This window comes from Dyadobacter bucti (assembly GCF_005869225.1).
In the GTDB taxonomy this organism is placed as follows: Bacteria; Bacteroidota; Bacteroidia; order Cytophagales; family Spirosomataceae; genus Dyadobacter; species Dyadobacter bucti.
Genome location: NZ_SWFP01000004.1, coordinates 311,987 through 335,096, shown reverse-complemented (window position 1 = coordinate 335,096; position 23,110 = coordinate 311,987). Strand labels below are relative to the sequence as shown.

The 23,110-nt window shown below is 49.6% G+C and carries 17 protein-coding genes; 13 read left to right on the top strand and 4 right to left on the bottom strand.

Annotated features, from left to right (window positions below; translation table 11 throughout):
• Nucleotides 1-5 precede the first annotated feature (5 nt).
• The 9 genes from FBF61_RS15215 to FBF61_RS15175 all read left to right on the top strand — a co-directional run bounded on the left by FBF61_RS15215 (nucleotide 6) and on the right by FBF61_RS15175 (nucleotide 11,669).
• Nucleotides 6-1,793: a RagB/SusD family nutrient uptake outer membrane protein gene (locus tag FBF61_RS15215; RefSeq protein ID WP_138478644.1), complete on the top strand. Its 1,788-nt coding sequence runs from the start codon at nucleotides 6-8 to the stop codon at nucleotides 1,791-1,793.
• Nucleotides 1,794-1,995: 202 nt separating this feature from the next.
• A complete protein-coding gene (locus FBF61_RS15210; protein ID WP_138478642.1) occupies nucleotides 1,996-2,880 on the top strand; it encodes an AraC family transcriptional regulator in 885 nt (294 codons plus the stop codon).
• A gap of 139 nt (nucleotides 2,881-3,019) precedes the next feature.
• Nucleotides 3,020-3,886: a sugar phosphate isomerase/epimerase family protein gene (locus FBF61_RS15205; RefSeq protein WP_138478639.1), complete on the top strand. Its 867-nt coding sequence runs from the start codon at nucleotides 3,020-3,022 to the stop codon at nucleotides 3,884-3,886.
• Between the two features lie 13 nt (nucleotides 3,887-3,899).
• Nucleotides 3,900-6,758: a PVC-type heme-binding CxxCH protein gene (locus tag FBF61_RS15200; protein ID WP_138478636.1), complete on the top strand. Its 2,859-nt coding sequence runs from the start codon at nucleotides 3,900-3,902 to the stop codon at nucleotides 6,756-6,758.
• 19 nt (nucleotides 6,759-6,777) lie between these two features.
• Nucleotides 6,778-7,566 carry an SDR family NAD(P)-dependent oxidoreductase gene (locus FBF61_RS15195; protein ID WP_138478634.1) on the top strand — a complete coding sequence of 263 codons (789 nt, stop codon included), beginning with the start codon at nucleotides 6,778-6,780 and terminating at the stop codon, nucleotides 7,564-7,566.
• 6 nt (nucleotides 7,567-7,572) lie between these two features.
• Nucleotides 7,573-8,499 carry an ROK family protein gene (locus FBF61_RS15190; protein WP_138478632.1) on the top strand — a complete coding sequence of 309 codons (927 nt, stop codon included), beginning with the start codon at nucleotides 7,573-7,575 and terminating at the stop codon, nucleotides 8,497-8,499.
• Complete coding sequence (locus FBF61_RS15185; protein WP_138478630.1) at nucleotides 8,496-9,314, top strand: sugar isomerase domain-containing protein; 819 nt, start codon at nucleotides 8,496-8,498, stop codon at nucleotides 9,312-9,314. The genes FBF61_RS15190 and FBF61_RS15185 overlap by 4 nt, the downstream gene beginning before the upstream one ends.
• A gap of 10 nt (nucleotides 9,315-9,324) precedes the next feature.
• Nucleotides 9,325-10,698 carry an FAD-dependent oxidoreductase gene (locus FBF61_RS15180; protein ID WP_138478628.1) on the top strand — a complete coding sequence of 458 codons (1,374 nt, stop codon included), beginning with the start codon at nucleotides 9,325-9,327 and terminating at the stop codon, nucleotides 10,696-10,698.
• 20 nt (nucleotides 10,699-10,718) lie between these two features.
• The gene (locus FBF61_RS15175; protein WP_138478626.1) at nucleotides 10,719-11,669 is read left to right on the top strand and encodes a phosphotriesterase family protein; all 951 of its coding nucleotides are present in this window, start codon (nucleotides 10,719-10,721) and stop codon (nucleotides 11,667-11,669) included.
• A gap of 42 nt (nucleotides 11,670-11,711) precedes the next feature.
• On the opposite strand, the gene FBF61_RS15170 is transcribed toward FBF61_RS15175, so the two are convergent.
• Nucleotides 11,712-12,929 carry a PepSY-associated TM helix domain-containing protein gene (locus FBF61_RS15170; protein WP_138478624.1) on the bottom strand — a complete coding sequence of 406 codons (1,218 nt, stop codon included), beginning with the start codon at nucleotides 12,927-12,929 and terminating at the stop codon, nucleotides 11,712-11,714.
• A gap of 5 nt (nucleotides 12,930-12,934) precedes the next feature.
• Nucleotides 12,935-15,244: a TonB-dependent receptor gene (locus FBF61_RS15165; protein ID WP_138478621.1), complete on the bottom strand. Its 2,310-nt coding sequence runs from the start codon at nucleotides 15,242-15,244 to the stop codon at nucleotides 12,935-12,937.
• A 250-nt stretch (nucleotides 15,245-15,494) separates the two neighbouring features.
• Between FBF61_RS15165 and FBF61_RS34650 the strand changes: the two genes are divergently transcribed.
• Both FBF61_RS34650 and FBF61_RS15160 read left to right on the top strand, forming a co-directional pair.
• Nucleotides 15,495-15,635 carry a hypothetical protein gene (locus FBF61_RS34650; RefSeq protein ID WP_166444540.1) on the top strand — a complete coding sequence of 47 codons (141 nt, stop codon included), beginning with the start codon at nucleotides 15,495-15,497 and terminating at the stop codon, nucleotides 15,633-15,635.
• A 159-nt stretch (nucleotides 15,636-15,794) separates the two neighbouring features.
• A complete protein-coding gene (locus FBF61_RS15160; protein ID WP_138478619.1) occupies nucleotides 15,795-16,721 on the top strand; it encodes a glycerophosphodiester phosphodiesterase family protein in 927 nt (308 codons plus the stop codon).
• A 24-nt stretch (nucleotides 16,722-16,745) separates the two neighbouring features.
• On the opposite strand, the gene FBF61_RS35275 is transcribed toward FBF61_RS15160, so the two are convergent.
• Entirely contained in the window at nucleotides 16,746-16,868 is a 123-nt protein-coding gene (locus tag FBF61_RS35275) for a hypothetical protein (RefSeq protein WP_262712815.1), read from the bottom strand.
• Between the two features lie 509 nt (nucleotides 16,869-17,377).
• Here FBF61_RS35275 and FBF61_RS15155 point away from each other — a divergent pair.
• Nucleotides 17,378-20,047, top strand: coding sequence for a cation-translocating P-type ATPase (locus FBF61_RS15155; protein ID WP_138478617.1), 2,670 nt, complete (start codon nucleotides 17,378-17,380; stop codon nucleotides 20,045-20,047).
• 84 nt (nucleotides 20,048-20,131) lie between these two features.
• On the opposite strand, the gene FBF61_RS15150 is transcribed toward FBF61_RS15155, so the two are convergent.
• Entirely contained in the window at nucleotides 20,132-20,398 is a 267-nt protein-coding gene (locus FBF61_RS15150; protein ID WP_138478614.1) for a hypothetical protein, read from the bottom strand.
• A 200-nt stretch (nucleotides 20,399-20,598) separates the two neighbouring features.
• Here FBF61_RS15150 and FBF61_RS15145 point away from each other — a divergent pair, with 200 nt between their 5' ends.
• Complete coding sequence (locus FBF61_RS15145; protein ID WP_310590276.1) at nucleotides 20,599-23,079, top strand: ABC transporter permease; 2,481 nt, start codon at nucleotides 20,599-20,601, stop codon at nucleotides 23,077-23,079.
• The last annotated feature ends 31 nt before the right edge of the window (nucleotides 23,080-23,110 follow it).

Genomic DNA, 23,110 nt, shown 5'->3' with positions numbered 1-23,110 from the left:
TGGAGATGAGAAAAATAGTTTGTTTTGCAATGCTGATCTCACTGATCCTTTCGGGGACGTCCTGCAAAGATACCCTGGAATTACAGCCCCTGGACCAGTTCTCAGACCAGAATGTCTGGAACGGAGAGGACGCTGCGTTGATCCAGGGTTTTGTCAATAATATTTACCGCGGTATAGGTCATGGACAAAAACAACATAAATTCGCCAGTTTTGTAGACGAATCGATGGTTGTCTGGGACCATGGTACGAGCAACCTGAACATGAGCAATATCAGTCCCAGCGATTATTCAGCGTTTGGCCTGGGATACAGCTCCAGTTATTTATGGGAGAATGCCTACCTGAACATCCGTGCCTGCAATGTGTTTTTTGAAAAAATAGAATCCGCCACCGCTGTCGATGATGCACAGAAAAACAGGTTCAGGGGCGAGGTACATTTCCTGAGAGCATATCTCTACTCCATGCTGGTGTCCGTTTACGGCGGTGTTCCGATTATTGACAAAGCTTACAAACTGAACGACAGCTACGAAATCAAACGCAACAGCTTTGAGGAATGTATCAACTTCATCGTGTCAGAATGTGACAAGGCAGCAGAATTGATCGTTCCTGCCGACAAAGGTCATGCGAGCAAAGGCGCGGCAATGGCACTCAAATCGAGGGTATTGTTGTATGCGGCACGCGACCTCTTCAATAATGAAGGTGCCTGGGCAACCGGTTATGCCAATAAGGAATTGATAGGATATGTAGGCGGAAGCCGCGCTGCACGCTGGAAGGCGGCCAAGGATGCGGCTAAGGCCGTGATCGATTTAGGCATATACAATCTGCATAAAACAGACTCGAACATCGACGAAGACCTGGCAAAAACCTATGGTGAGATATTCCTTCTTAAAGAAACCTCAGAGGATATTTTCGTAAGGTATTTTATTCAGCGGCTGGACGGCGACGGAGCTAATCCGGGTTTGTTCAACGGTCCGAACGGATACCATTGCTGGGGCGGAAACACGCCGATCGGGCAGATCGTGGATGATTACCCGATGCGCGACGGCACCAGGTTCAGCTGGACCAATCCCTTGCATGCAGCCAAACCCTATACCAACCGGGACCCTCGCTTTTATGCCTCCATACTATATGATGGTGCGTCATGGCGGGCGCGCACTGCCGATGTGAAGGGGGTAGATCCGGTCGGGATCATACAAACAGGAAATTACGAAAGATGGAATGCCCAGTCCAATTCAGTGACGGTAGTACCCGGGGTCGATACCAGAAAAAGCCCCATCGAAGACTGGAATGGCACTTATTCCGGCTATTATCTGAAAAAAGGAATAGACCCGGCTTACGATGCCCAGGTTTTCAGACAGGAGTCACCCTGGCGCTTTATGCGGTACACCGAGATATTGCTGAACTACGCCGAAGCCTGCATTGGCATGGGCGAAGAAGCTGAGGCAAAAAAATACATCAATATGATCCGGGAAAGAGTAGGAATGCCTGCCGTTACCGCAACGGGCGCCGCACTGGTAGCGGCTTACCGCTGGGAGCGCCGCATTGAGCTGGCTTTTGAGGAGCATCGTTTCTTCGACGTAAGACAATGGATGATCGCAGACCAGGCATATAAGGATGCCAGGGGTGTCGATATTCTCCACAAGCTGAACGCTGACAAGGTGACAACGACCCCGGTATATGCAACAATTGCGTCGGTACAGAAGCGGCAGTGGAACCCGAAATTTTACTTCGTACCGATCCGCATGAACGAGATGAACCGAAACAAAGCACTGATACAAAACCCTTTGTACCAATAGTAACCGACTGGCCCGGCTCTTTCCCAAAAACATACATTTCAAACGTTTGCAACGCAATTTCAGTAAAGAGTTATCAACTTATCAAAATAGTATCAATTTTTATCTCCAAGATGCTAGAATACTATTAGTAAGTGCCATAATTTCACAAATAGGTTAAGTAATTCTTTATTATGTACAAATACATGCAACACTAGCGAACATTATGAAGGCAATGTTGGAACGTTTACCCAAAGAGTCGGGACAGTCATTCGTCATTTGTGATTTTGACTATCCATATTATCCGACCCCCTGGCACTATCATCCGGAATATGAGATCGTGCTGGTAACGGAAAGTTGCGGAACCAGGTATGTAGGAGACAGCATCACAACTTTCGAGCCGGGAGATCTGGTGTTGGTAGGCCCTGACCTCCCGCATATGTACCGAAACGATGAACATTATTACAACATTGAATCCGAACTGAGGGCCAAATCCATAGTGATCCATTTTTCTGAGGACTCCCTGGGCGAAACCTTGAAATTGCCCGAAATGGACCGGATCCGCAAGCTTTTGCACAGGAGCAAATACGGGCTGGAGTTCACAGGCACAGCCAACCGGAAAATCGCATCGACCCTGAAAAAGATCGTGGCTACCACCAACGGATTTGAACGCTGGCTTACCCTCATGGAAATTCTTCAGCTCATGGCCACATGCGACGAATCGGAATGTTGCGCGATCTCATCATCCAGCCTGCTGGAACTGCACGAAACGGATGAAGAGCGGTTACACGGGGTGTTCTCTTATGTAGGCGAACGTTTCAAGGAGCATATTTCGCTCGAACAGGCTGCCGAGCTCGCGAACATGACGCCTTCGGCTTTTTCCAGGTATTTTAAATACAGGACCCGCAAGACTTTTTCATCTTTTCTGCTCGAATTGAGGATCGGGCATGCTGCCAAATTATTAATGCAGTCGGAACGAAGGGTCGGGGAAGTCTGCTACGAATGCGGCTTTAATAATCTTTCCAATTTTAACCGCCATTTCAAAACCATTTACAATATGCAGCCCAGGGAATTCAAGAAACAAATCCATTTATTACAAAAAAGGGCATGACCGAAAAGCCGGAGCTGCCGACCTGACCTTTACAGTTGACCAAAGAGTGAATGCACGCTGGTTATGAAATCCCTTTTCGTAACACAGGACCGCTGTATCCGACAAGTAGATATCCTGTCATTAAAACGCATCCATATTCATGATTCAGGCCATTAACAGGCGTGATGCCATACGCCATTTGTCTGGCCTGGCCGCCGCTGCCATCATCCCGGAAGTACATGCTTCCACACATACAAAATCAAAAATAAAGATCGGCGCCTGCGACTGGTCTATCAACGGGCACAGCAAAATCGAAGCCCTCGACACTGCCAAAAAAATTGGCCTCGACGGCGTTCAGATCAGCCTGGGCACAGTGGCCAACGATATGCATTTGAGAAGACCGGAAATTCAGCAATTATACAAAAAAGCCTCTGCGGAAACCGGCGTGGCCATTGGCGGCCTGGCGATCGGTGAATTGAATAGCATCCCTTACAAATCGGACCCGCGCACAGAAAAATGGGTCAGCGACAGTATCGATGTCGCCAAAGCCATGGGTTGCCGCGTGATTTTGCTCGCATTCTTTTCGGAAGGCGATCTGAAAAATGATCCCGCCGGCAAAAAAGAGGTGATCCGAAGATTCAAAAAAGTAGCCTCAAAAGCAGAAAATGAAGGGATTGTTTTGGGAATAGAATCCTGGCTGAGTGCACGTGAGCATATGGAAATCATCGACGCCGTGGGTTCACCCAATATAAAGGTCTATTACGACGTCGCCAATTCAACCCAGATGGGCTACGATATTTTTGAAGAAATACCCTTCCTCAATAAGCAGATCTGTGAAGTGCACATGAAGGAAAACGGGCAGCTCCTGGGGAAAGGGCTTGTGAATTTTGAAAAAGTAAAAAAAGCGCTGGACGATATCTCCTATCAGGGCTGGGTGCAAATAGAAGGGGCAGTTCCCAAGGGAGGCGATATGCTCACGAGCTACATCGCCAACAACCAGTACCTGCGCCAGCTATACAAAAGTTGAACAAATCAAAAGCATGGATACAATCATAAAACTGTTGCAGAAACCGGTCCGGAAAACATTGCTGGCGACTTCCCTATGGGCTTCGCTGGGCTTGACCGGTATCGGAAACATAGACGACAAGCGGGCGCTGTATGTCCCCGACGATCTCGAAGTGGCCGTCTGGGCCGAGTCGCCGCAGCTGTACAACCCTACCAGCATTGACGTGGATCACCGCGGCCGGGTCTGGGTCACGGAAGCGGTCAACTACCGGGCTTTCAAAAACAAGGGCGAGGATGTTCTGCACCACGAAAAAGGCGACCGGGTACTTATCCTGGAAGATACCGACGGTGACGGAAAGGCCGACAAAACCACAGTGTTCGTGGAAGACAAGGATCTTCAGGCACCCATGGGCGTGGCGGTTCTGGGGAATAAAATCATTGTCTCCTCGGCACCGTCCCTGATCGTTTATACGGATGAAAACGGAGACGACAAGCCAGATAAAAAAGAAGTTTTTCTCACCGGCTTCGGAGGCTACGATCACGACCATTCCCTGCATTCGCTCATTGCTGGGCCGGATGGGAAACTGTATTTCAACACCGGCAACGCCGGGCCGCATATCGTTACCGACAAAGGCGGATGGAATCTGCGGTCGGGCAGTATTTACAATGGAGGCACGCCCTACAATACGACCAACAAGCCGGGCATGAAAAGTGATGACAACCGGCTGTATACAGGAGGTCTCGCTTTGCGGGTAGATCCGACCGGGAAAAATCTCAAAGTAGTCGCGCATAACTTCCGAAATGCCTACGAGCTGGCGGTTGACTCCCACGGGAATATGTGGCAGAATGATAACGACGACGAAGTAGCGGGATGCCGGACCACCTGGGTTATGGAGAATGGGAATGCCGGGTATTTCAGCGCGGACGGCACACGTTCGTGGCGTGCCAACCAGCGTCCGGGACAATCCATTTTTACGGCTCACTGGCACCAGGAAGACCCGGGCACTATGCCTCCGGGAAATCAGATCGGCTCCGGGTCCCCGACAGGCGTGAGCGTGTATGAGGGCGATGCATTGGGTAAAAATTACCGGGGAATGCTGCTGAGCTCCGACGCGGGCAGAAACGTGATATTCGGTTACAAGCCCACTGCGACAGGGGCCGGATTTGATCTCTCCAACCGTTTCGATTTTGCTTCATCCATAGGAGCTTCCACCGAAAAATACCGGTGGGACAACGAGGAAACAGACACGCGAAAATGGTTTAGGCCCAGCGACGTAACGGCCGGAACCGACGGATCTGTATTCATTGCCGACTGGTACGACCCCATCGTGGGCGGCCACGCCATGCACGACAAGGAGGGTTTTGGAAGGATATACAGGGTTAAACCGAAAAACAAATCTCTGAAAACACCTGTCATCGATCTCAAAACTAAGAAAGGCCAGATCCAGGCATTGCTAAGCCCGGCGGTCAATGTGCGGAACCAGGGATTTGTCAGCTTGTTGGCACAGGGTGAAAAAGTAGTGCCCGATCTCGTCCAGATCATTGAAAAGGACGAAAATCCGTATCACCAGTCGCGGGCACTATGGTTACTGGCCAATATACCCGGCAGTGGGATAAAGAAAGTGGAATCTCTTTTAAAACATCCCAACGAACAGATACGATTGACTGCGTTCAGGGCCATCCGCAGCGTGAGGGACGTTTTGCCTGAGGCGAAAATGCTAGTTTCGGACCCTTCTGCGGCCGTGAGACGGGAGGTGGCTATTTCGCTAAGGGATGTACCGTTTGCTGCCGCCAGGGATATTGTGGTAAAATTATGCGAGGGGTACGACGGCAAAGACCGATGGTATCTCGAAGCGTTGGGCACTGCGATGGACGGTAAGGAAAAGGCTTTTTATCAAATACTTCTTGAAAAATTCGGGAAAGCCCCTCTGAAATGGGACGACCGTATGGCGACACTGGCATGGCGGCTTCACCCACAGGAATCGATTGGCGCCCTCCGGCAACGGGTAACTTCTCCCGAACTGACTTTTGAGCAGCGCCAGCAGGCATTGACTGCATTGTGTTTTATTCCTTCGAAAGAAGCAGCTTTTGCGGTAATAGACATTAAAAAGATGAAGGACCAGAAAGAAATGGCGCCCATGGTGGATTGGTGGCTGGAATTCAGGAGTGGAAACGACTGGTCGGGTTATTATCAGGTTGATAAAAAAACACCTGAATTGTCTGCAGAAGTTAAAAACTGGCAAACGCAGCTGACAAAATCCGGCTCAACCCAGGAGGAAAAATCAGCCGCTGCCGCCTCACTTGCCAAAGATCCTGCCGGGGCAAAAATGCTGATCCAGATGGCGGCCGGAAACAGGCTTTCGCCGGAACTGACAGCAGTCACAGCTCAGCATATTTTCTCAAATCCCGATCAATCGGTAAGGGTATTGGCAGGAGAGTATTTCAAGAACGGGGATGCCAAAAGCTACAACATCTCGGAGATCCTCAAACTAAAACCCGAGCCTGTCCGCGGGAAGGAGGCATTTACCGCTTCATGCAGCTCCTGTCATCGCACAGGCAACAACGGCGGGCAGATCGGACCGGATTTGACCAACATAAAAAACAAGTTGGACAAGCGTGCCTTGCTGGATGCGATTATCCACCCCGACGCCGACATTGTTTTCGGATATGAGCCGTGGATGATCACGACCAAAAGCGGCGAGACGGTTTACGGCTTTTTGCAAAGCGAGGGAGAAACGGTCTTGCTCAAAGATGCTACCGGCAAGCAGATCAGTCTGGTGAGCAAGGACATTGTGAAACGCGAACGCGCCCGTACCATGATGCCCGACCCCACTACACTGGACCTGAAAGAGCAGCATCTGGCAGATATAGCAGCCTACTTAATGAATTTTTGACCCTAAAAGCCTGAACAATATGCATCAATGGCTGCAAAATAAGAAGATCGTTGTCATCGGCGGCACCACCGGCCTCGGTCTCGCTGCCGCCCTGGAATTTGTGAATGAGGGGGCGCAGGTTGTGGTAGTGGGGCGCGACAAGGAAAACTGCGAGAAAGCACAGGCAGCGCTCAAAGAAAAAGGCGTTGGCTACCAGGGAGATGCTACTCAGCCCGAAACAGCCGCAGAGGCGATCCGCCTTTGTACCGAAACCTTCGGGGGCTTTGACGGTCTGTACCACGTAGCCGGAGGAAGTGGCCGCAAATTCGGAGACGGGCCCTTGCACGAGCTGTCGCTTGAAGGCTGGCGATACACATTTGATCTCAACCTGACATCCATGATGCTCTCCAATCAGGCGGCTGTCCGGGAGTTTCTGGCAAGAAAACAATCCGGCACAATCCTGAACATGTCATCGGTTTTGGGATATGCCCCTTCCCCAGCCTATTTCGCCACGCATGCTTATGCAGCGGCCAAGTCTGCAGTGTTCGGTTTTGTAAAATCGATTGCGTCGTATTATGCCAAGGACAACATCAGGATCAATGTGGTCGCTCCTGCACTGGTGCAAACCCCTATGTCCAAAAGAGCTTCCGAAGATGAGGTGATCGTCAATTTTATTAAAACAAAACAGCCCCTGAATGGCGGAAGAGTAGGAACGCCGGAAGACCTGAATGGTGCTTCTGTATATTTTATGTCTGACTTGTCCGGCTACACTACGGGACAAATATTATCGGTAGACGGCGGCTGGAGTGTCAGCGAAGGCCAAATCTGAATGATTATGAGAGAAACAATTTTTGATGGGTATGCCATTGGAATCGACCTGGGCGGTACCAGGATCAAAGGCGTATTGATTGATCTGCAAAGTGGCGAACTGGTTCAGCAATTGTCTGTAGATACGCGCGACGGCAACGCCGGTAACTGGAAACAGGAGATCAGAGAAATGGTGTCTGCGCTGAAACAGCTGTGTTTTGACGAAGTCAAAGGGATAGGCCTTGCCGCGCCGGGCATTGCATCCGCAGATAACCAAATGATTATCAACATGCCCGGACGTATGCAGGGACTGGAAGGTCTCAACTGGCAGGCATTGCTTCAGCATCCCGTTTTTGTATTGAACGATGCACATGCCGCTCTGGTGGCAGAAACGCATTACGGAAGTGCAACCGGCCATAGCCATGCATTGATGCTTACGCTTGGAACGGGTGTAGGCGGTGGATTATGGCTCAACGGAAAGCTCTTCCAGGGAAATGCGAACCGCGCGGGACACCTGGGACACATGATCCTCGACGTCCATAACCCTGAACTTGATATCACCAACGTACCGGGCAGCCTCGAACAGGCGATCGGCAATGCAACAGTCCCGCAGCGTACTTTTTACAAATACAAAGATACCCGTGAACTCGTGGCGGCATATCGCCAGGGCGAGCCCATTGCTACCAGGGCCTGGCTGGATGCAGTCCGGCAGCTTGCGGCAGGGCTGGCATCCCTGATCAACATATTTTCGCCCGAGGTCATCGTGCTGGGAGGCGGTATCACCCAGGCCGACGATGCCCTTTTCGGGCCGCTGGCTACGTTCATGGATATTTACGAATGGCGGCCGAAAGGAACTGCGGTACCTATCAAAAAGGCCAGTTTTACAGATCTTTCAGGATCCATCGGCGCGGCAGTTTGCAGTGTAAAAACATTTCAATTTAATCAGACAGTATGAGTGCGACCCAACAATTTATTGATAAAACAAAAGAGATCCTGACCGTCATCGAACAGCAGGAAGAAGCCATTCAAAAAGCTGCCTCGTGGTTTGCGGAGTCCATTCTGGCGGGGCGGATGGTCCATGTTTTCGGTAGCGGTCACAGCCGGATCATGGTGGAAGAGATGTGGCCGAGATATGGTTCTTTTCCGGGTTTTAATCCCATCGTGGAGCTTTCCCTGACATTTCACAACCTGGTGGTAGGGGCCAATGGCCAGCGCCAGGCCATGTTTCTGGAAAATGTGCCCGGGCTCGCAGCCAGGATCCTGAGAAATTACAAGCTCTCGGACGTCGATACTGCCCTTGTCATTTCTTCCAGCGGATGCAATGTAGTTCCTGTAGAAATGGCGGAGCTGTTTGCCGAATCGGGTATAAAGGTAGTGGCATTGGTAACCTCCCGGCATGCAGAGAAAAGCCGCAGCAAACGCGCAGATGGCAAGAAACTGACCGATTTCGCCGACCTCATACTCGACACAGGTGCCCCGGCGGGCGATGCAATGATACAAATCCCCGGTTTGCAGACTCCCGTCGCCCCCGGCTCGACCGTCGGAGGGGCGATTATCATCAATAGTATCAAAGCGGAAACGGCGAAACTGTTAATCGAGGCGGGCAGGCCTCCCAAAGTCCTTACTGCGGAAGTAAATGTAGGCGCCGACAAAGCAAAAGAGCTTTTTGAAAGTGCCTATGATGAACATGCGCACAGGCTGGCCAAGCTCTACGAAGGTGTAGGGTACAGCTCATACGTAAGCAAAAATGACCTTGTTCCCGGAATCTGAAAGCTTCAATATGAAAGGAATAATCAATCATTTACTCGTACCCGTTATCCGGGAGGTCGATATACTGGTGGTCGGGGCCGGATCGGCGGGGTGCGTAGCGGCTATCGCAGCGGGGGCAATGCCGGGAAAGCATTCGGTAATGCTCTTGGAACGATACGGTTTTCCGGGAGGCTCTTCAACGCAAATGCTGGACACTTTTTACGGCTTTTTCACGCCTGGCGGATCACCGAAAAAAATAGCAGGCGGCTGGCCCGACAAGGTCGTCAATACCCTGGACGGAGAGAAAGCCATTTTCCTGAGACCCAATACCTACGGTGCAGGAACGGGCGTGAACTATAATCCCGAAAAGCTGAAAAGCACATGGGACTATCTTATTGGTAACCAGCATATCACTTATCTGCTCCATACCACATTGATTGATGTGGACAGTGGGAATGAAAATTACAGCTGCATCGTGTGGCATAAAGGCGGGTTTGGTAAAATCATTGCCCGGCGCGTCATTGATGCCTCCGGAGACGCAGACTTTTGTCATCTGGCGGGAATGGAATATGAAATCGCCGGCCAGCTCGAACCGGCGCAAAGTATGACCACTACTTTTCGCATGAGCAACGTGGACCTTGAATTATTTCAGAGTTCAGGCGGAAAGAAAATGCTTACAGAAAAAATGCGCCAGGCTGTGCAAAGCGGGCGACATCAGCTGCCGCGCAAAGAAGGTTCCGCCCATGAAATGAACGCCCGTAAATGTATCTCGACTGTGGCTGTTAAAGTCTCAGGATTTTCAGGCCTGGACGCCGCCCAATTGACGCAGGCTGAAATAGAAGGCCGCAAACAGGCTTTTATTTACGAGCGTTTTTTCCAGGACGAAGTACCCGGATACAGCCAATCGGATCTCATTGGTCTTTCCCACCAGATCGGCGTGCGTGAAACCCGCCGCGTTTACGGGGAACACAGGTTGACCAAGGCAGAGTGCATGGAAGCCAACATTCCGAACGACAGCATTTTCCTGTGCGGGGCGCCTATTGAAGACCACCGGCTCGACGAACAGAGCGGGCAGGAAACACATTGGGAATACATTCCGGGGACAGGGATATACGGAGTTCCTTACGGTTGTATTGTACCAAAAGGCAGCCGGAACGTATGGGTGGCCGGACGGTGTTTTTCGGCCACGCACGACGCCCACGCTTCGTGCAGGTCGATGGCGCAGACCATGTCCATGGGCCAGGCTGCAGGTATCGCGGCAGTGCTTTCGCTGCAACGCGACGAAGCTGCCAACGAACTGTCTGTTAATGCCTTGCGGGAAAACCTTCACGACATTGGTGCCGTACTGGAAATTCCGGAAAAAGAAGCATACACAGGCAGGGACGACTGGCGGAAAAATTTCTAATTGACCCTAAAACAGGTAGCATGGCATTTATCAGAACGGTCAACGGCGACATCGACATCCGGGAAATGGGGACCACCTATTCCCACGAGCACATTGTTATTGAAGAAAGTTTTCCAACACAGGCCAACCCGGCCTTTTTACTCAATGATGTAAAAAAAATAACGCTGGAACTGCAAATGGTGCACGACCTGGGCGGCCGGACGATGGTCGACACCATGCCTGCCAACTGCGGGCGTAATGTCACCAAACTGGCAGAAGTCTCAACCCTCTCGGGAATCCATATCGTTGCCCCGACGGGCCTGCATTTGGAAATGTATTATCCCTCCAATCACTGGCGGTACGATTACTCTGCAGACCAGCTGGCCGCACTTTTCGTCGCGGATATCGAAGAAGGCGTAGACCTTTACGATTACAATGGCCCGATCATCAAACGAACCGGACACAAGGCGGGGCTTATCAAACTGGCGACCGCAGACGAAAGCATTAACGGGCATCAAACAAAGATTTTTCACGCAGTTTCCAGTGCGCACTTAACCACCGGTGCCCCGATTCTGACGCATACCAATTCGGGAAAACACGCCCTGGCACAGGCACAGCTTTTCCAGAAGCTGGGCGTCAACCTCTCACACGTTGTGATCTCGCACGTCGACAAACATCCTGATCCTGAATATGTGAGAGATGTGTTACAAACAGGCGTCAGGGTCGAGTTTGACAGCGCATTCAGGTGGAAATCCGGGGAAACGAACAGAACTTACGCGCTGCTGGAAAAGTTACTGCCCGAATTTCCCGACCAGATCACAGTGGGCATGGACGCTGCTAAGAACACCTATTGGAAATCCTTCGGCGGCGCACCCGGCCTTGATTTTTTACTCACCACATTCAGAAAAGATCTCGAAAACAGGGGGTTACACATTTACTGGAATAAGATAATGATCGAAAACCCCGCATCGATCTATGCGTTTGATGTTTGATAAATACCTTTGGTTTTTTCGCCCAGTACCAATGCCGGCTCATCACGACTTCACCCGCTCACGCGACCTTATTTGCGGCGCTATCTTACCAAGAGTCTCCGGCCTTTTCTCTGCTTTTTTCCTCCTTCCCCACCAGATGTAAAAGCCGGTGACGGGCAATAAGGCGCTGATCAACGATACAAAAAACGCGATCGTCATACCGACATACCCCAACGTTTTGCCGGTGTGCAGATCATAATTGCTGTTGCGCCACTTCTGGCCGGTGGTTTTGTCTTTTTGCAGCAGCGCGCCATATTCCTTGCCTGTAGAAAGATTGTACATGTAGTAGTTGTAGGCAGTCCACAATGTATTGTCCTTAAAGTTAGCACCGGCGGTAAGCGTATTGGTTGGCTTGTTTTTTGAAAGAAATATCCGGTAATACTCCGGATTGTCTTTTTGAATCCTTGCCACGACCTGATCCAGTAAATGTACCGGTTCGTTGGCGCTTACTGTTTTATCCGGGTTTTTGGGCAGTTTAAACTGCACCACTTTCCCGTCCAGTACGCGGTAAACCACATTTTCCCACCAATCGAACGACCATACAATTCCCGTCAGCGCGATGAAAATACCGAATACCAGCATGTAAAACCCTAAAATATTGTGCAGGTCATAATTCTTTCGCTTCCACCGGGTGGTATCCTTCCACCGAAAAGCAAACCGCTGCCTGGCCGCTGCTTTGTTTTTGGGCCACCATAAAACCAGGCCGGATAACAGCAAAACAACAAAAATGATTGTCGCGCTTCCTACTATCGGGCTTCCTATTTTCGGGTTGATAAAAAGATTCTGGTGTATGGAGCGTGTTACAATGAAAAACTCATATTGCATGTCCATGATGCCGTTCACATTGCCGGTGTAGGGATCAACGTAGGCTTTTTTCCAATACAGCCCGGCCTGGTCCCAGAAACTGTTCGCCGATTTTTCTTCATTATACCGAAACACATCAAACTCCCAGGCCAGGTCGTTTTGCGGATAAATGTTGATGAGCGTTATGGAATCGCTGCCTCCGAGTGCCGTTTGCGCCCTTTCCTGCAAAACCGAGACCGGAAGCTTCTTGCCTGCATCAGAAGGTACCCGGACATGTACAAGTTTGGAATGAAAAACACGGAACAGCTCTTCTTCGAAAGCAAAAATGCAGCCCGTTACCGCCACGACAAATACCACCAGCCCGGACGCAAGTCCGAGCCAGAGGTGTAATTTTCCGATCAGTTTTTTTAATGTCATCGGTATTAAAACTTTATTGCCAGATCCACAGAAAAATTCCTGGTCGGGTTATAGATGCCATAAGAATCCCAGTATTTTGTATTCCCGATGTTATTCAGTTTAAGTCCCGTCCGATACTTATTATTTTCGTAAAAAAGGGTCGCATTTACCACGCTGTAAGAAGGGATCGTGATGGTATTGGCGTCACTGAAGTACGAACTGCTTGCATAGTTGCCCCCAAATCCGGCACCGACGTTTCTCAATGCCGTCGTCCTGAATTTATAACTAAGCCAGTATGTAGCGATATTTTGGGGTGCCCCGGCTACCAGATTGCCCTGATTCAGTTCAGCTTTTACAATCCTGTTTTCATTGTAGCCGTAGCCCAGCACAATGTTAAGCCCGCTCACCGGATTAGCCAGTATGTCTACCTCAACACCTTTGCTTTGCTGCTGTCCGTCCTGGCGGGTAAAGCCGCTGTCATCAGTACGCAGGGCATTGTCAATATTGATCGTGTAGTAGCTCAAAGTCCCGCTTACCTTCCCGTCGAGCCACTCGGTTTTCAGGCCGGCCTCCCATTGGTTGGCATAAAGTGGTTTGATATTCGTAATAGATCCATCCGGTTGTTCCACCTGCGGGTTCGTATTCTGGAAGCCATTCATGTAATTCCCGAATACCGATACTTTGTTTTTGATGAGCTGATAAACCAACCCCAGCTTGGGGGAAACCGAGTTTTGCTCATATCCGCCCGGCGTAAAACCTCCGGTCGCCTGCTTAAACTTGTCCACGCGAAGGCTTAGCATTGCATACACGCGGTCGCCCAAATTAACCATTTCCGACACATAGGCGCCCATATACTGGTTCTTGGTGGTTCCGCGGCTGCTGACCCTCGCCGGCTGAAGTAACAGTCGATCTGTGTAAACCTTATCGATCAGTTTGTACGATTGGAACACATTGACCGTATCAAAATTGGAACCGCTTTTGCTCATCCCGTTCGCATATAAATTGGTATAGGTAAGGCCCGCCAGTAAAGTGTGCTTCACAGAACCCGTACTGAATTTCCCTACAAAATTCTGCTGCGCATTGATATATGTGTTCTTGATCGGCCCCCAGATACCCACATATCTCGCCACCCGGTCCCTGGCAACCCAGGTGTTATACGTTTGATAACTGTAGTCGGTAAATTCATTTACATAGGAAATGTTGGTAGAGGAAGTCCAGCGATCGCTGATCCTGTATTTGGCCTCTACAAAGTATTTTTGAGATTGTGTCTTGGCGTCAAGATCATTGTCATAAAGGGATTTTCTGTAATCCAGCGGGATATCTTTGTAGTTGGTGATCCCGGACTGCGGACCAAACCTGGTGTAGGTCGGCCGTGACGAATTGGCATTAAAAATCTCAGCATCAAAAAGTACAGACAACTTTTCGCTTGCTTTGAACAACAGGCTCGGCGCAAAAGCAAAACTGTTGATACGGCCGAATTCACTGAAATTATTCTGACGATGCAGCGCAGTATTGATCCTTGCGATGACCGTTTTTTCTCTATTCAAAGGGCTGTTGATGTCGGCTGTGATACGGGAAAGGCCGAAACTCCCCACTGTTAAACCTACATTTCCAAAAAAGCCCTCGCCGGGTCTTTTGGTTACTAAATTTACCAACCCGCCGAAAGATGAAATACCTGCACCAAATAAAGTTCCTGATGGCCCCTTGACGAATTCGATACGTTCAATATTGGAAACGTCAGCACTGGAACGCCCCAGATCGGACTGCAGACCGTTACGCGCCCCGACATTCGTACCAAATCCACGGGACATCACGCCAATTCCGCCGCTGGGGTAAGAAACCGCCACCACGCCCGGAGCGGCCTTCAAAGCGTCGGTCATCACCGTTACAACCTGCTCTTTTAAAAGCTCTTTGCCCACAACGTTGTAAACCTGCGGGTTTTCAAGATTTTTAAGCGGCATCCTGGCTACCGTCTCGCTCTCCTTGTTCACAAGCCGGCTGTTTCCCCTGACAATGACCTCCTGCAATTGTTTGTTGTCTTCGATCAGCGTAAAATCTATGGTGCTGGTCTCGCCGGCAGCTACGGTTACTTCACTTCTTTGGGTCAAAAGACCGGTGAGGCTTGCAATCAGGGTATACGTTCCCGCCGGAACTTTGTTGATCGTATAATGGCCCGCTTCGTTCACTACGGCTCCACGGCTGGTTCTCTCCAGAACCACATTTACAAATTCCCCCGGTGCTCCGTCTGACGTGGTGATCGTTCCTTTTATAGTGCCCGTTTGGGCTGTGGCTTGCATAGAAATGAAGATGCATACGAGGGCATAAAGTCTTTTCATATTCATTGTATTTAAGTAGACTGATTATAAATAAAAAACAAATGTATGCTTTTTCCTATATCATTTGATTAAAAAAACCGTAAAGATTTGAGGATTTCGGATCTGGAAATGGCTGCATCGGCAGCAGACATTCGATGGTTTTGATTAGAGATACAGAGGCCTATCTTGTATGTAGTGCTATTTGCGTGTATCATTAACATAAAAATGACATGATTATGAAGAGATCCCATACAGGAACACAAGATGCCGGATGCTATCATGCACGCTTGTGGCCATTCTCGGATTCATGGTTTCTGGTCAGAACGATTCTGCGCGGAAACCTGAAAAATTTGAAACGGACAAAGCTATCATCGTCACAGTACTGACGGATTTTATTGATTATGCTGAATAAAACGGAGTATCTGGCCTGGAAACTTGGGCATGCCTTTGAAAAACTACCTGCGGCTCGTTCAGGAAAATCCGCAGTTACGATGTTTCAGCTGGATGAAAAAAACGGAATTCAGTTTGTTGAAACGCAATGCCTTTTATTATCAACAATTAAAATGTCGAAATGAAAAAAATTGATCTGATTTTAAGCGCAATCCTTTTATTATCTGCCTGTTACGTAAAAGCGCAGGGCAATAGCAACGTGCTCAAACTGAAATCTGCAAAAGACCTGCACGCTTTTTTCAAATTTACCGGAAATGACAGGCTGCTGATCGCCGGTCACCGGGGCGGCATGGTGACAGGGTTTCCCGAAAACTCCATTGCCACATTCGAAAATACACTGAAGTACACGCCTGCTTTTTTTGAAATAGACCCACGGCTGACAAAGGATAGCGTAATGGTACTCATGCACGACGCCACCCTGGATCGCACAACCACCGGCAAAGGAAAACTCTCGGATTACACCTATGCCGAACTGAAAAATTTCCGGCTGAAAGATGCTGACGGAAATGTGACCGACTTTCCGATCCCCACCCTATCCGAAGTCATTGAATGGGCGCGCGGGAAAACAATCCTGAACCTGGACCACAAAGATGTACCGCTGAAAATGACGGCAGCGCTCATACGGAAGCACCGGGCCGAAGCTTTCGTCATGAAAACCGTCCATAGCCCCGATGAAGCGCTTTACTACCTGACAGAAAACAAGGCCAGTATGTTCTCCGCTTTTATCAGGTCAAAAAAAGAGTTTGATGAATATGAAAAAGCCGGGGTTCCGTTTACCCAGCTGATCGCTTATATCGGCCCATTGGTGAAACCCGGTAACCAGGAATTATACGGTTTGCTGAATAAAAAAGGCGCCATGTGTATGATATCGGCGGCATCGTCCTACGATAAACTGAAAAGTGCCGGAGAAAGAAAAGCGGCTTACCGGTCAATAGCGAAAGACGGGGCTTCTATCATCGAATCCGATTATCCCATCGAACTGGCAGAAGCTGTTCAGGAATTTATAAAAAAGGACAGCCCCAAACAACGTTTTTTTGGCAAAAAATGAGTTGAGAAAGGCTGTCCGATCGGGTTAAATATCCTGGAGATCTTTGGTATTGGCTTCTGCAAATGTCTCAAAAAAGGTTTCTCTGGCGAGCTGCTGTACAATTGTCAGATCGTAGGTTGTGGCTTTTGTGATCGTTATCTGATTCATCCGATTGATTAAGAACGTTTGGAATTCAATAAAAAAGTACCCCTTGACCGGATCACTTAAATAGTCCAAGAAATAAATACAAGTAGTCCAATTTGAATAATTGTACAGTGGCTGCATCTACTTCATTGCTTGAAGCCAACTTTCTGAACCTTCACATTGGATACAGTTTTGGATAAAATCCGGTCTTCAATCACCAGCATCCGTTTAGTTATCTTGGCTGAAAATGATCCGGGTCAGGTTATTTCGTGCGGATAATCATCGTTTTTACAGAATGCGGAAGGTAGATTTGATCTTTGAAACTGACCAAGCAGGCTTTATGACCTCGATTAAAGACATAGACCTTTCGCCGAAACCAGGGAAAAGTTTATTGCCTACATTCGGTATGAGGACTATCGCCACCTGTATCACTTTTCCGATCGACCCGGGGAATTGAAACGACTGATCACCAGGAGACCGTGTCATTTTGCAAGACCTAAAATAATATCCCCGCCAACACTTTTCAATTTCCTATGCCGAAACACTTTCACGAGCTCACTCCTGAGGAGCTGACACAAAAGCTGGATACCCATCCGCACGAAGGTTTATCGGCCCGGGAGGCCAGTGCACGTACGAAACTTTCCGGCTTGAACCAGCTGGAACATCAGGAGCAGGAAAGTATATGGTCCATTTTGCTCAGGCAGGTCAACAGCCTGATCGTCTGGATACTGGCAGCAGCTGCAATCATCTCTTTTGTACTTGGTGATGCACTCGAAGGATATGCCATTCTTGCCGTTATTGTAATTAATGCAGTGACAGGGTTTTTACTGGAATACAGCGCCCGGCAGTCCATGCAGGCCCTGAAAAAACTCGATACCACCCCTGCCCGCGTGCTCCGGGACGGACAGCTTACCGAAGTCCCTTCCGAATATGTCACGACCGGCGATATCCTTGTTTTAGAAGCCGGTGACCTGATCCCCGCGGATGCCGGTATTTTAGAAGCCAACCAGCTTGAAACAGACGAATCTGCGCTGACCGGCGAGTCGATCCCCTCGGCCAAAACTACCTCACCGTCTGAAAGAGACGCCCCGCTCGGCGACCAGCACAACCGCTTGTTTAAAGGGACGGCCATTACCAGTGGAAATGCAAAAGCCATTGTAACCGGTATCGGCCAGGACACGGAACTTGGCAAGATCGCAACGCTGGTACAGCAGTCCAAGCGCAGCGCCACGCCCCTGGAAACCAAGCTGGATGCTCTGGCGAAGGTGCTGATCTGGGTAACCACCGGACTTGCCGTGCTGTTTCTGATGGTGGGCCTGCTCCGTGGAGAAAACACCAAACAGCTCATAGAAACCGCCATTGCCCTGGCCATAGCAGCCATTCCGGAAGGCATGTCGGTGGTGGCAACCATTGCCCTGGCCTATGGTATGCTCAGGCTTGCAAAAAAGAAAGTAGTGGTAAAACGTTTGTCGGCCGTGGAAACACTGGGAGGCACCAATGTTATTTTTACAGATAAAACAGGCACGCTGACCCAGAATAAGATCTCCGTGCACTCCCTGCATACTGCTGCCTGCGACCTGACCGTCGGGACAGAAACGGAGATTAAGGACAATGAAGCTGTAACCGATGATGCGAAACCGGCGGGCAAGTCGGACTTTGAGATGCTCCTTCGCATAGGCGCTCTGGCCAACAATGCGCAACTCAATAGCGAAAATAATGATAGCAAAGAAATCGGCGATCCGGTGGAAATCGCTCTGCTTTCGTACGCCCGGGCAACCGGCATCGATCTGAATGCTTTGCATACTGAATATGAGAGAAAAGCCGAAAAAGCTTTTAGCTCTGACACCCGCATCATGGGTACCTTGCAAAAATCAGGATCTAGTTATCTGATAGCAGTAAAAGGCGCGATTGAGGAGGTATCGGCACTTTGCCAGTGGACCAGTGAAGCAGATCGTGACCGGGAGGTCGAAATTTCCGAGCGCATGGCAGCTGACGGCCTTCGTACGCTGGCTTTTGCTTTCCGGCAGGCTGAGACTGCGCCGGCAGATGATTTTGTCAGGGAAAACAAACTGACCTACCTGGGACTGATAGGCTTTCAGGACCCGGCACGCAGCGAAGTCACACCGGCTTTAAAGGCCTGCCGTGAGGCAGGTATCAAGGTCATCATGGTCACGGGCGACCACCCGGCCACTTCCCTGAGCATCGCGAGGCAGGTCAATCTGGTCGGACCTGATTACCGTCTTGCCCTAACGGGGAAAGATCTTGAGTCCTTTGATCTTTCGTCTGATACAGACAGAAAAAAAATGCTGGACTGCCAGGTTTTTGCGCGTGTGAGCCCCTCCCAGAAACTGGATTTGATCGGTTTTTATCAGGATCAGGGCGCTATTGTCGGTATGACCGGCGACGGCGTGAACGACGCCCCCGCACTGAAGAAATCAGACATCGGTATTGCTATGGGATTACGCGGCACAGCCGTTGCCGCAGAAGCCTCTGATATGGTTTTGAAAGACGATTCTTTTGCTTCAATTGTTTACGCAATCGGACAGGGACGCGTAATTTTTGAAAATATCCGCAAGTTTATTGTCTTTCTGATGTCATGTAATATGAGCGAGATTTTTGTGGTCACCTTCGCGGGCTTCCTGGACGTGGGCGCTCCCCTCCTGCCCCTCCAGATACTGTTTCTCAATATTATCACAGATGTCTTTCCCGCCCTGGCCCTGGGTGTGGGTAAAGAAAACGACAAGCTGATGACCTTCCCGCCCAGAGATCCCAAAAAACCGATCGTCCAGATCAGGGATTGGAAGAAAATTGTCTTCTACGCATTGGTCATGACCGCCTCGGTGCTAGGTGTTTACGGGTATGGTACTCAGCGGCTGGGGTTAAGCCATCAGGAAGGCAACACCATTACATTTTACGCATTGTCGCTGGCTCAATTGCTGCATGTGTTCAATCTGTATTCCGGCAAACACCGATTTTTCAACAATGAAATCACGCGCAACAGATATATCTGGCTCGCTATTCTGCTTTGCATTTTGATCCTTTTTGCAACCTATTACATTCCATTTTTACGACAGATACTCGCTGTGGAATTGATAAGCATACAATCTTTGGAACTGATATTGGCAGGGGGAATAATGCCCGTATTCATTATCCAGCTGATCCGGCTCTTCACTCCGTCTGAGGACGGAACTGCGCATCCATAGGATTCTTCCTTTACCAATCGAAGGTATTGCGTTTTTTTGCCCGCATTGTCCTTGCCCCCGACACGAAATAGGGGCACGTAAAGCTCACAACATGGACCGGCCCCAGAATACAGTACTTCCAGCTTCGGTAGTCGGGCCGGCGGGCGTCCGCCGATCCGGTGAACACATCGCTTTGTTTCCGGTCGAATAAACCAACTGTAAGCCATAATGATATCCGGGACCGCATGGATTGACCGTAACTGAAACTTCCAGCATAATAGAAGGCATCGTTACCAATTCTTTGACACGTGGAGTATATACTGTCCAATTTGCAAAAACCGACGGGACAGTAGCCATTGAAACACTTGCCATAACGAATTAAATTGATAAATTTCAAAGTAAGGGGAGGTGCTTCAAATCATTCGAAGCACCTCCCCTTTTTCCGTTAATGCGAAAAGAAAGAGGCATTTGTAACAATGGTGTACGATTCCGCCGGAATTGTTCATTATCGAACAGCTGCGACAATAACCTATACGGTAATCATTTGATTTAAAGTCATTTGAAACGAAGGCATGAATATTTCGGCCGGTAAAACTTGTCAACCTTTTATTACCTGGATCATGCTCGGAAGCTACTTCAAAACATCAGGACGCAGCCTCATGCGCAATAAGCTGTTCTCATCCATCAATATTGTTGGCCTTGCCATCAGTATGTCCGTCGGGTTACTGCTGATCGCTTTTGTGCTCGACCTGCTTTCGTACGACAAGTTCCACCAGAATGGCAAGAGGATCTATCGCATCACGAACATAGCGACTTTCAAAGGTGAACAAAGCGGCAAGTTTGGATCGACATCAATTAAAACCGGCAAGCTGATCCGGGAAAAAGTGACCGGCATTGAAGAAGTGGCTATTATGCGCAGTGACTTTTCGCAGGATGCGAGAGTCGGCGACAATGTTCTCCCAATCAAAGGCTTCTGGGCGGAGCCGTCGCTGTTCAGGACATTGACATTCCCGATGCTGGAAGGCAATCCCGAAACTGCACTGAAAGATCCTTACTCGATCGTCCTCACGGAGACGGCCGCAAAAAAGCTGTTCGGCAACGGACCTGCACTAGGAAAGGCGATCAAATTCGACACGCTTGACTACCAGGTAACCGGAGTGATGAAGGACGTCCCCTTCTTTTCGCATATCCAGTTCGAAGCGTTGGTATCACTATCGACGGCCGAACAGCTCAACAGGAACGATAAAAATTTTGAAAAATGGACCAGCATGTGGTCAAACTACGTATATCTCCTGCTGCCGGAGCATGCCGACATGACCGCAATCCAGTCACAGCTCGACGCAATTGCAAAACAGGAAAACCGCGCCGAAGAAAGCACCAGGATCCAGCTCGAACTTCTTCCTTTGCATAACATCGTAGTCGGGGAGGATCTCGGCAGATCCATGGGCCCCACCGGTCCTCACATGCCTCCCGTTGTACTTTGGATACTAGGCGGGCTTGCATTGGTTGTTATTTTGTCCGCTTGTTTCAACTATACCAATCTTTCGATCGCACGCGGCATGCGCCGTTTTAAGGAAGTAGGGCTTCGTAAAGCGATCGGTGCGGGAAAGAGCCAGGTACGGCAGCAGTTCCTCGCGGAAGCGGTCTTGATCTCCCTGGCAGCCCTTTTTCTTTCATTTTTCATATTTCTCATCTTGCGGCCGCAGCTGATCGGCACGGCCCCGGAAATTCAGCGGATGGTGAAACTGGACCTCACCCCGTCTGTGATCGTTGCCTTTATCGTCTTTTCGGTTGCTGTGGGTGTTATTGCCGGATTTATGCCTGCCATGTTCTTTTCGAAAACCAGTGCGATCCATGCGCTCAGGAATGTGTCTGCACCGGCGTTCCGGTCAGCGAAAGGGTTTACACACGTAACACTCCGGCGTACTTTGGCAGTGGTTCAATACACAGTTACACTGATCTTTATAACAACCACCGCCATCGGATATGTGCAGTATAAAAATATACTTGCTTTCGACCTGGGATTCAACACGGAAAACATCCTGAATATCAATATGCAGGACAATAAACCAGATGAACTTCTCAAAGAACTGGGCGAGATGCCGGAAGTAACAGCACTGTCCCGGTCAATGATCATCACCAGTGTGGGAAATGCCTGGGGCGGCTATATGAAATACAAGGATTCCCGAGACTCCGTGCTGGTCATGACCAACAACGTAGACGAAAACTATTTGCCCGTGCATGGATACAAGCTCATTGCGGGCGGAAATTTTATGACAAGGCCCACTACGGCCAGAGGTGCAGGTGAAGTGATCGTCAATCAGCAATTCCTGAAACGATTCAACATCGGCACCGGCGATCCGGAAAAGGCAGTCGGAGAGGAGATAACATTCAGTAACTTCCAGGTAAACGGGCAAAAGATGACCATTGTCGGTGTGATGAAAGATTTTCACTACGGCAAGGTAGACAATCTCATCGGCCCGGTAGCATTCATGCCCTGGACACCCGGCGACAGGGCAATCATCAATGCCAAAATCCGAAGCTCTGACATGCCGGCGACCATCGCCAAGATCGAGTCAACATGGAAGAAGATAGATCGCGTTCATCCGTTTGAGGCTGAATTCTATGACGAATCAATAGAGGAAGCATACAGCGAATTTTCAGCGATGATCAAGATCATCGGCTTCCTTTCGTTCCTTGCCATTTCCATTGCATCGATGGGACTGTTCGGAATGGTGGTGTTCACAACTGAAACCCGGCTAAAAGAGATCGGCATCCGCAAAGTCATGGGGGCCGGTTCCGGCAGCCTTGTCTACCTACTGAGCCACGGTTTTATATCGCTGCTGTCCATATCCGCGCTCATCGCCCTGCCAGTAACCTACTTTTTTTTCGAAAACGTTGTGCTCACCAGATTTCCGTATCACACACCCGTGCAGGTCGTCGAAATGCTCGTCGGTTTGCTGGCGGTATTGCTGATCGCAATCATCATGATCGGGTCGCAGACGATGAAGGCTGCCGCGAGTAATCCGGCGGAAGTTCTGAAGAACGAATAAAAAAAGGCGCATGAACCATGCTCGGTTCATG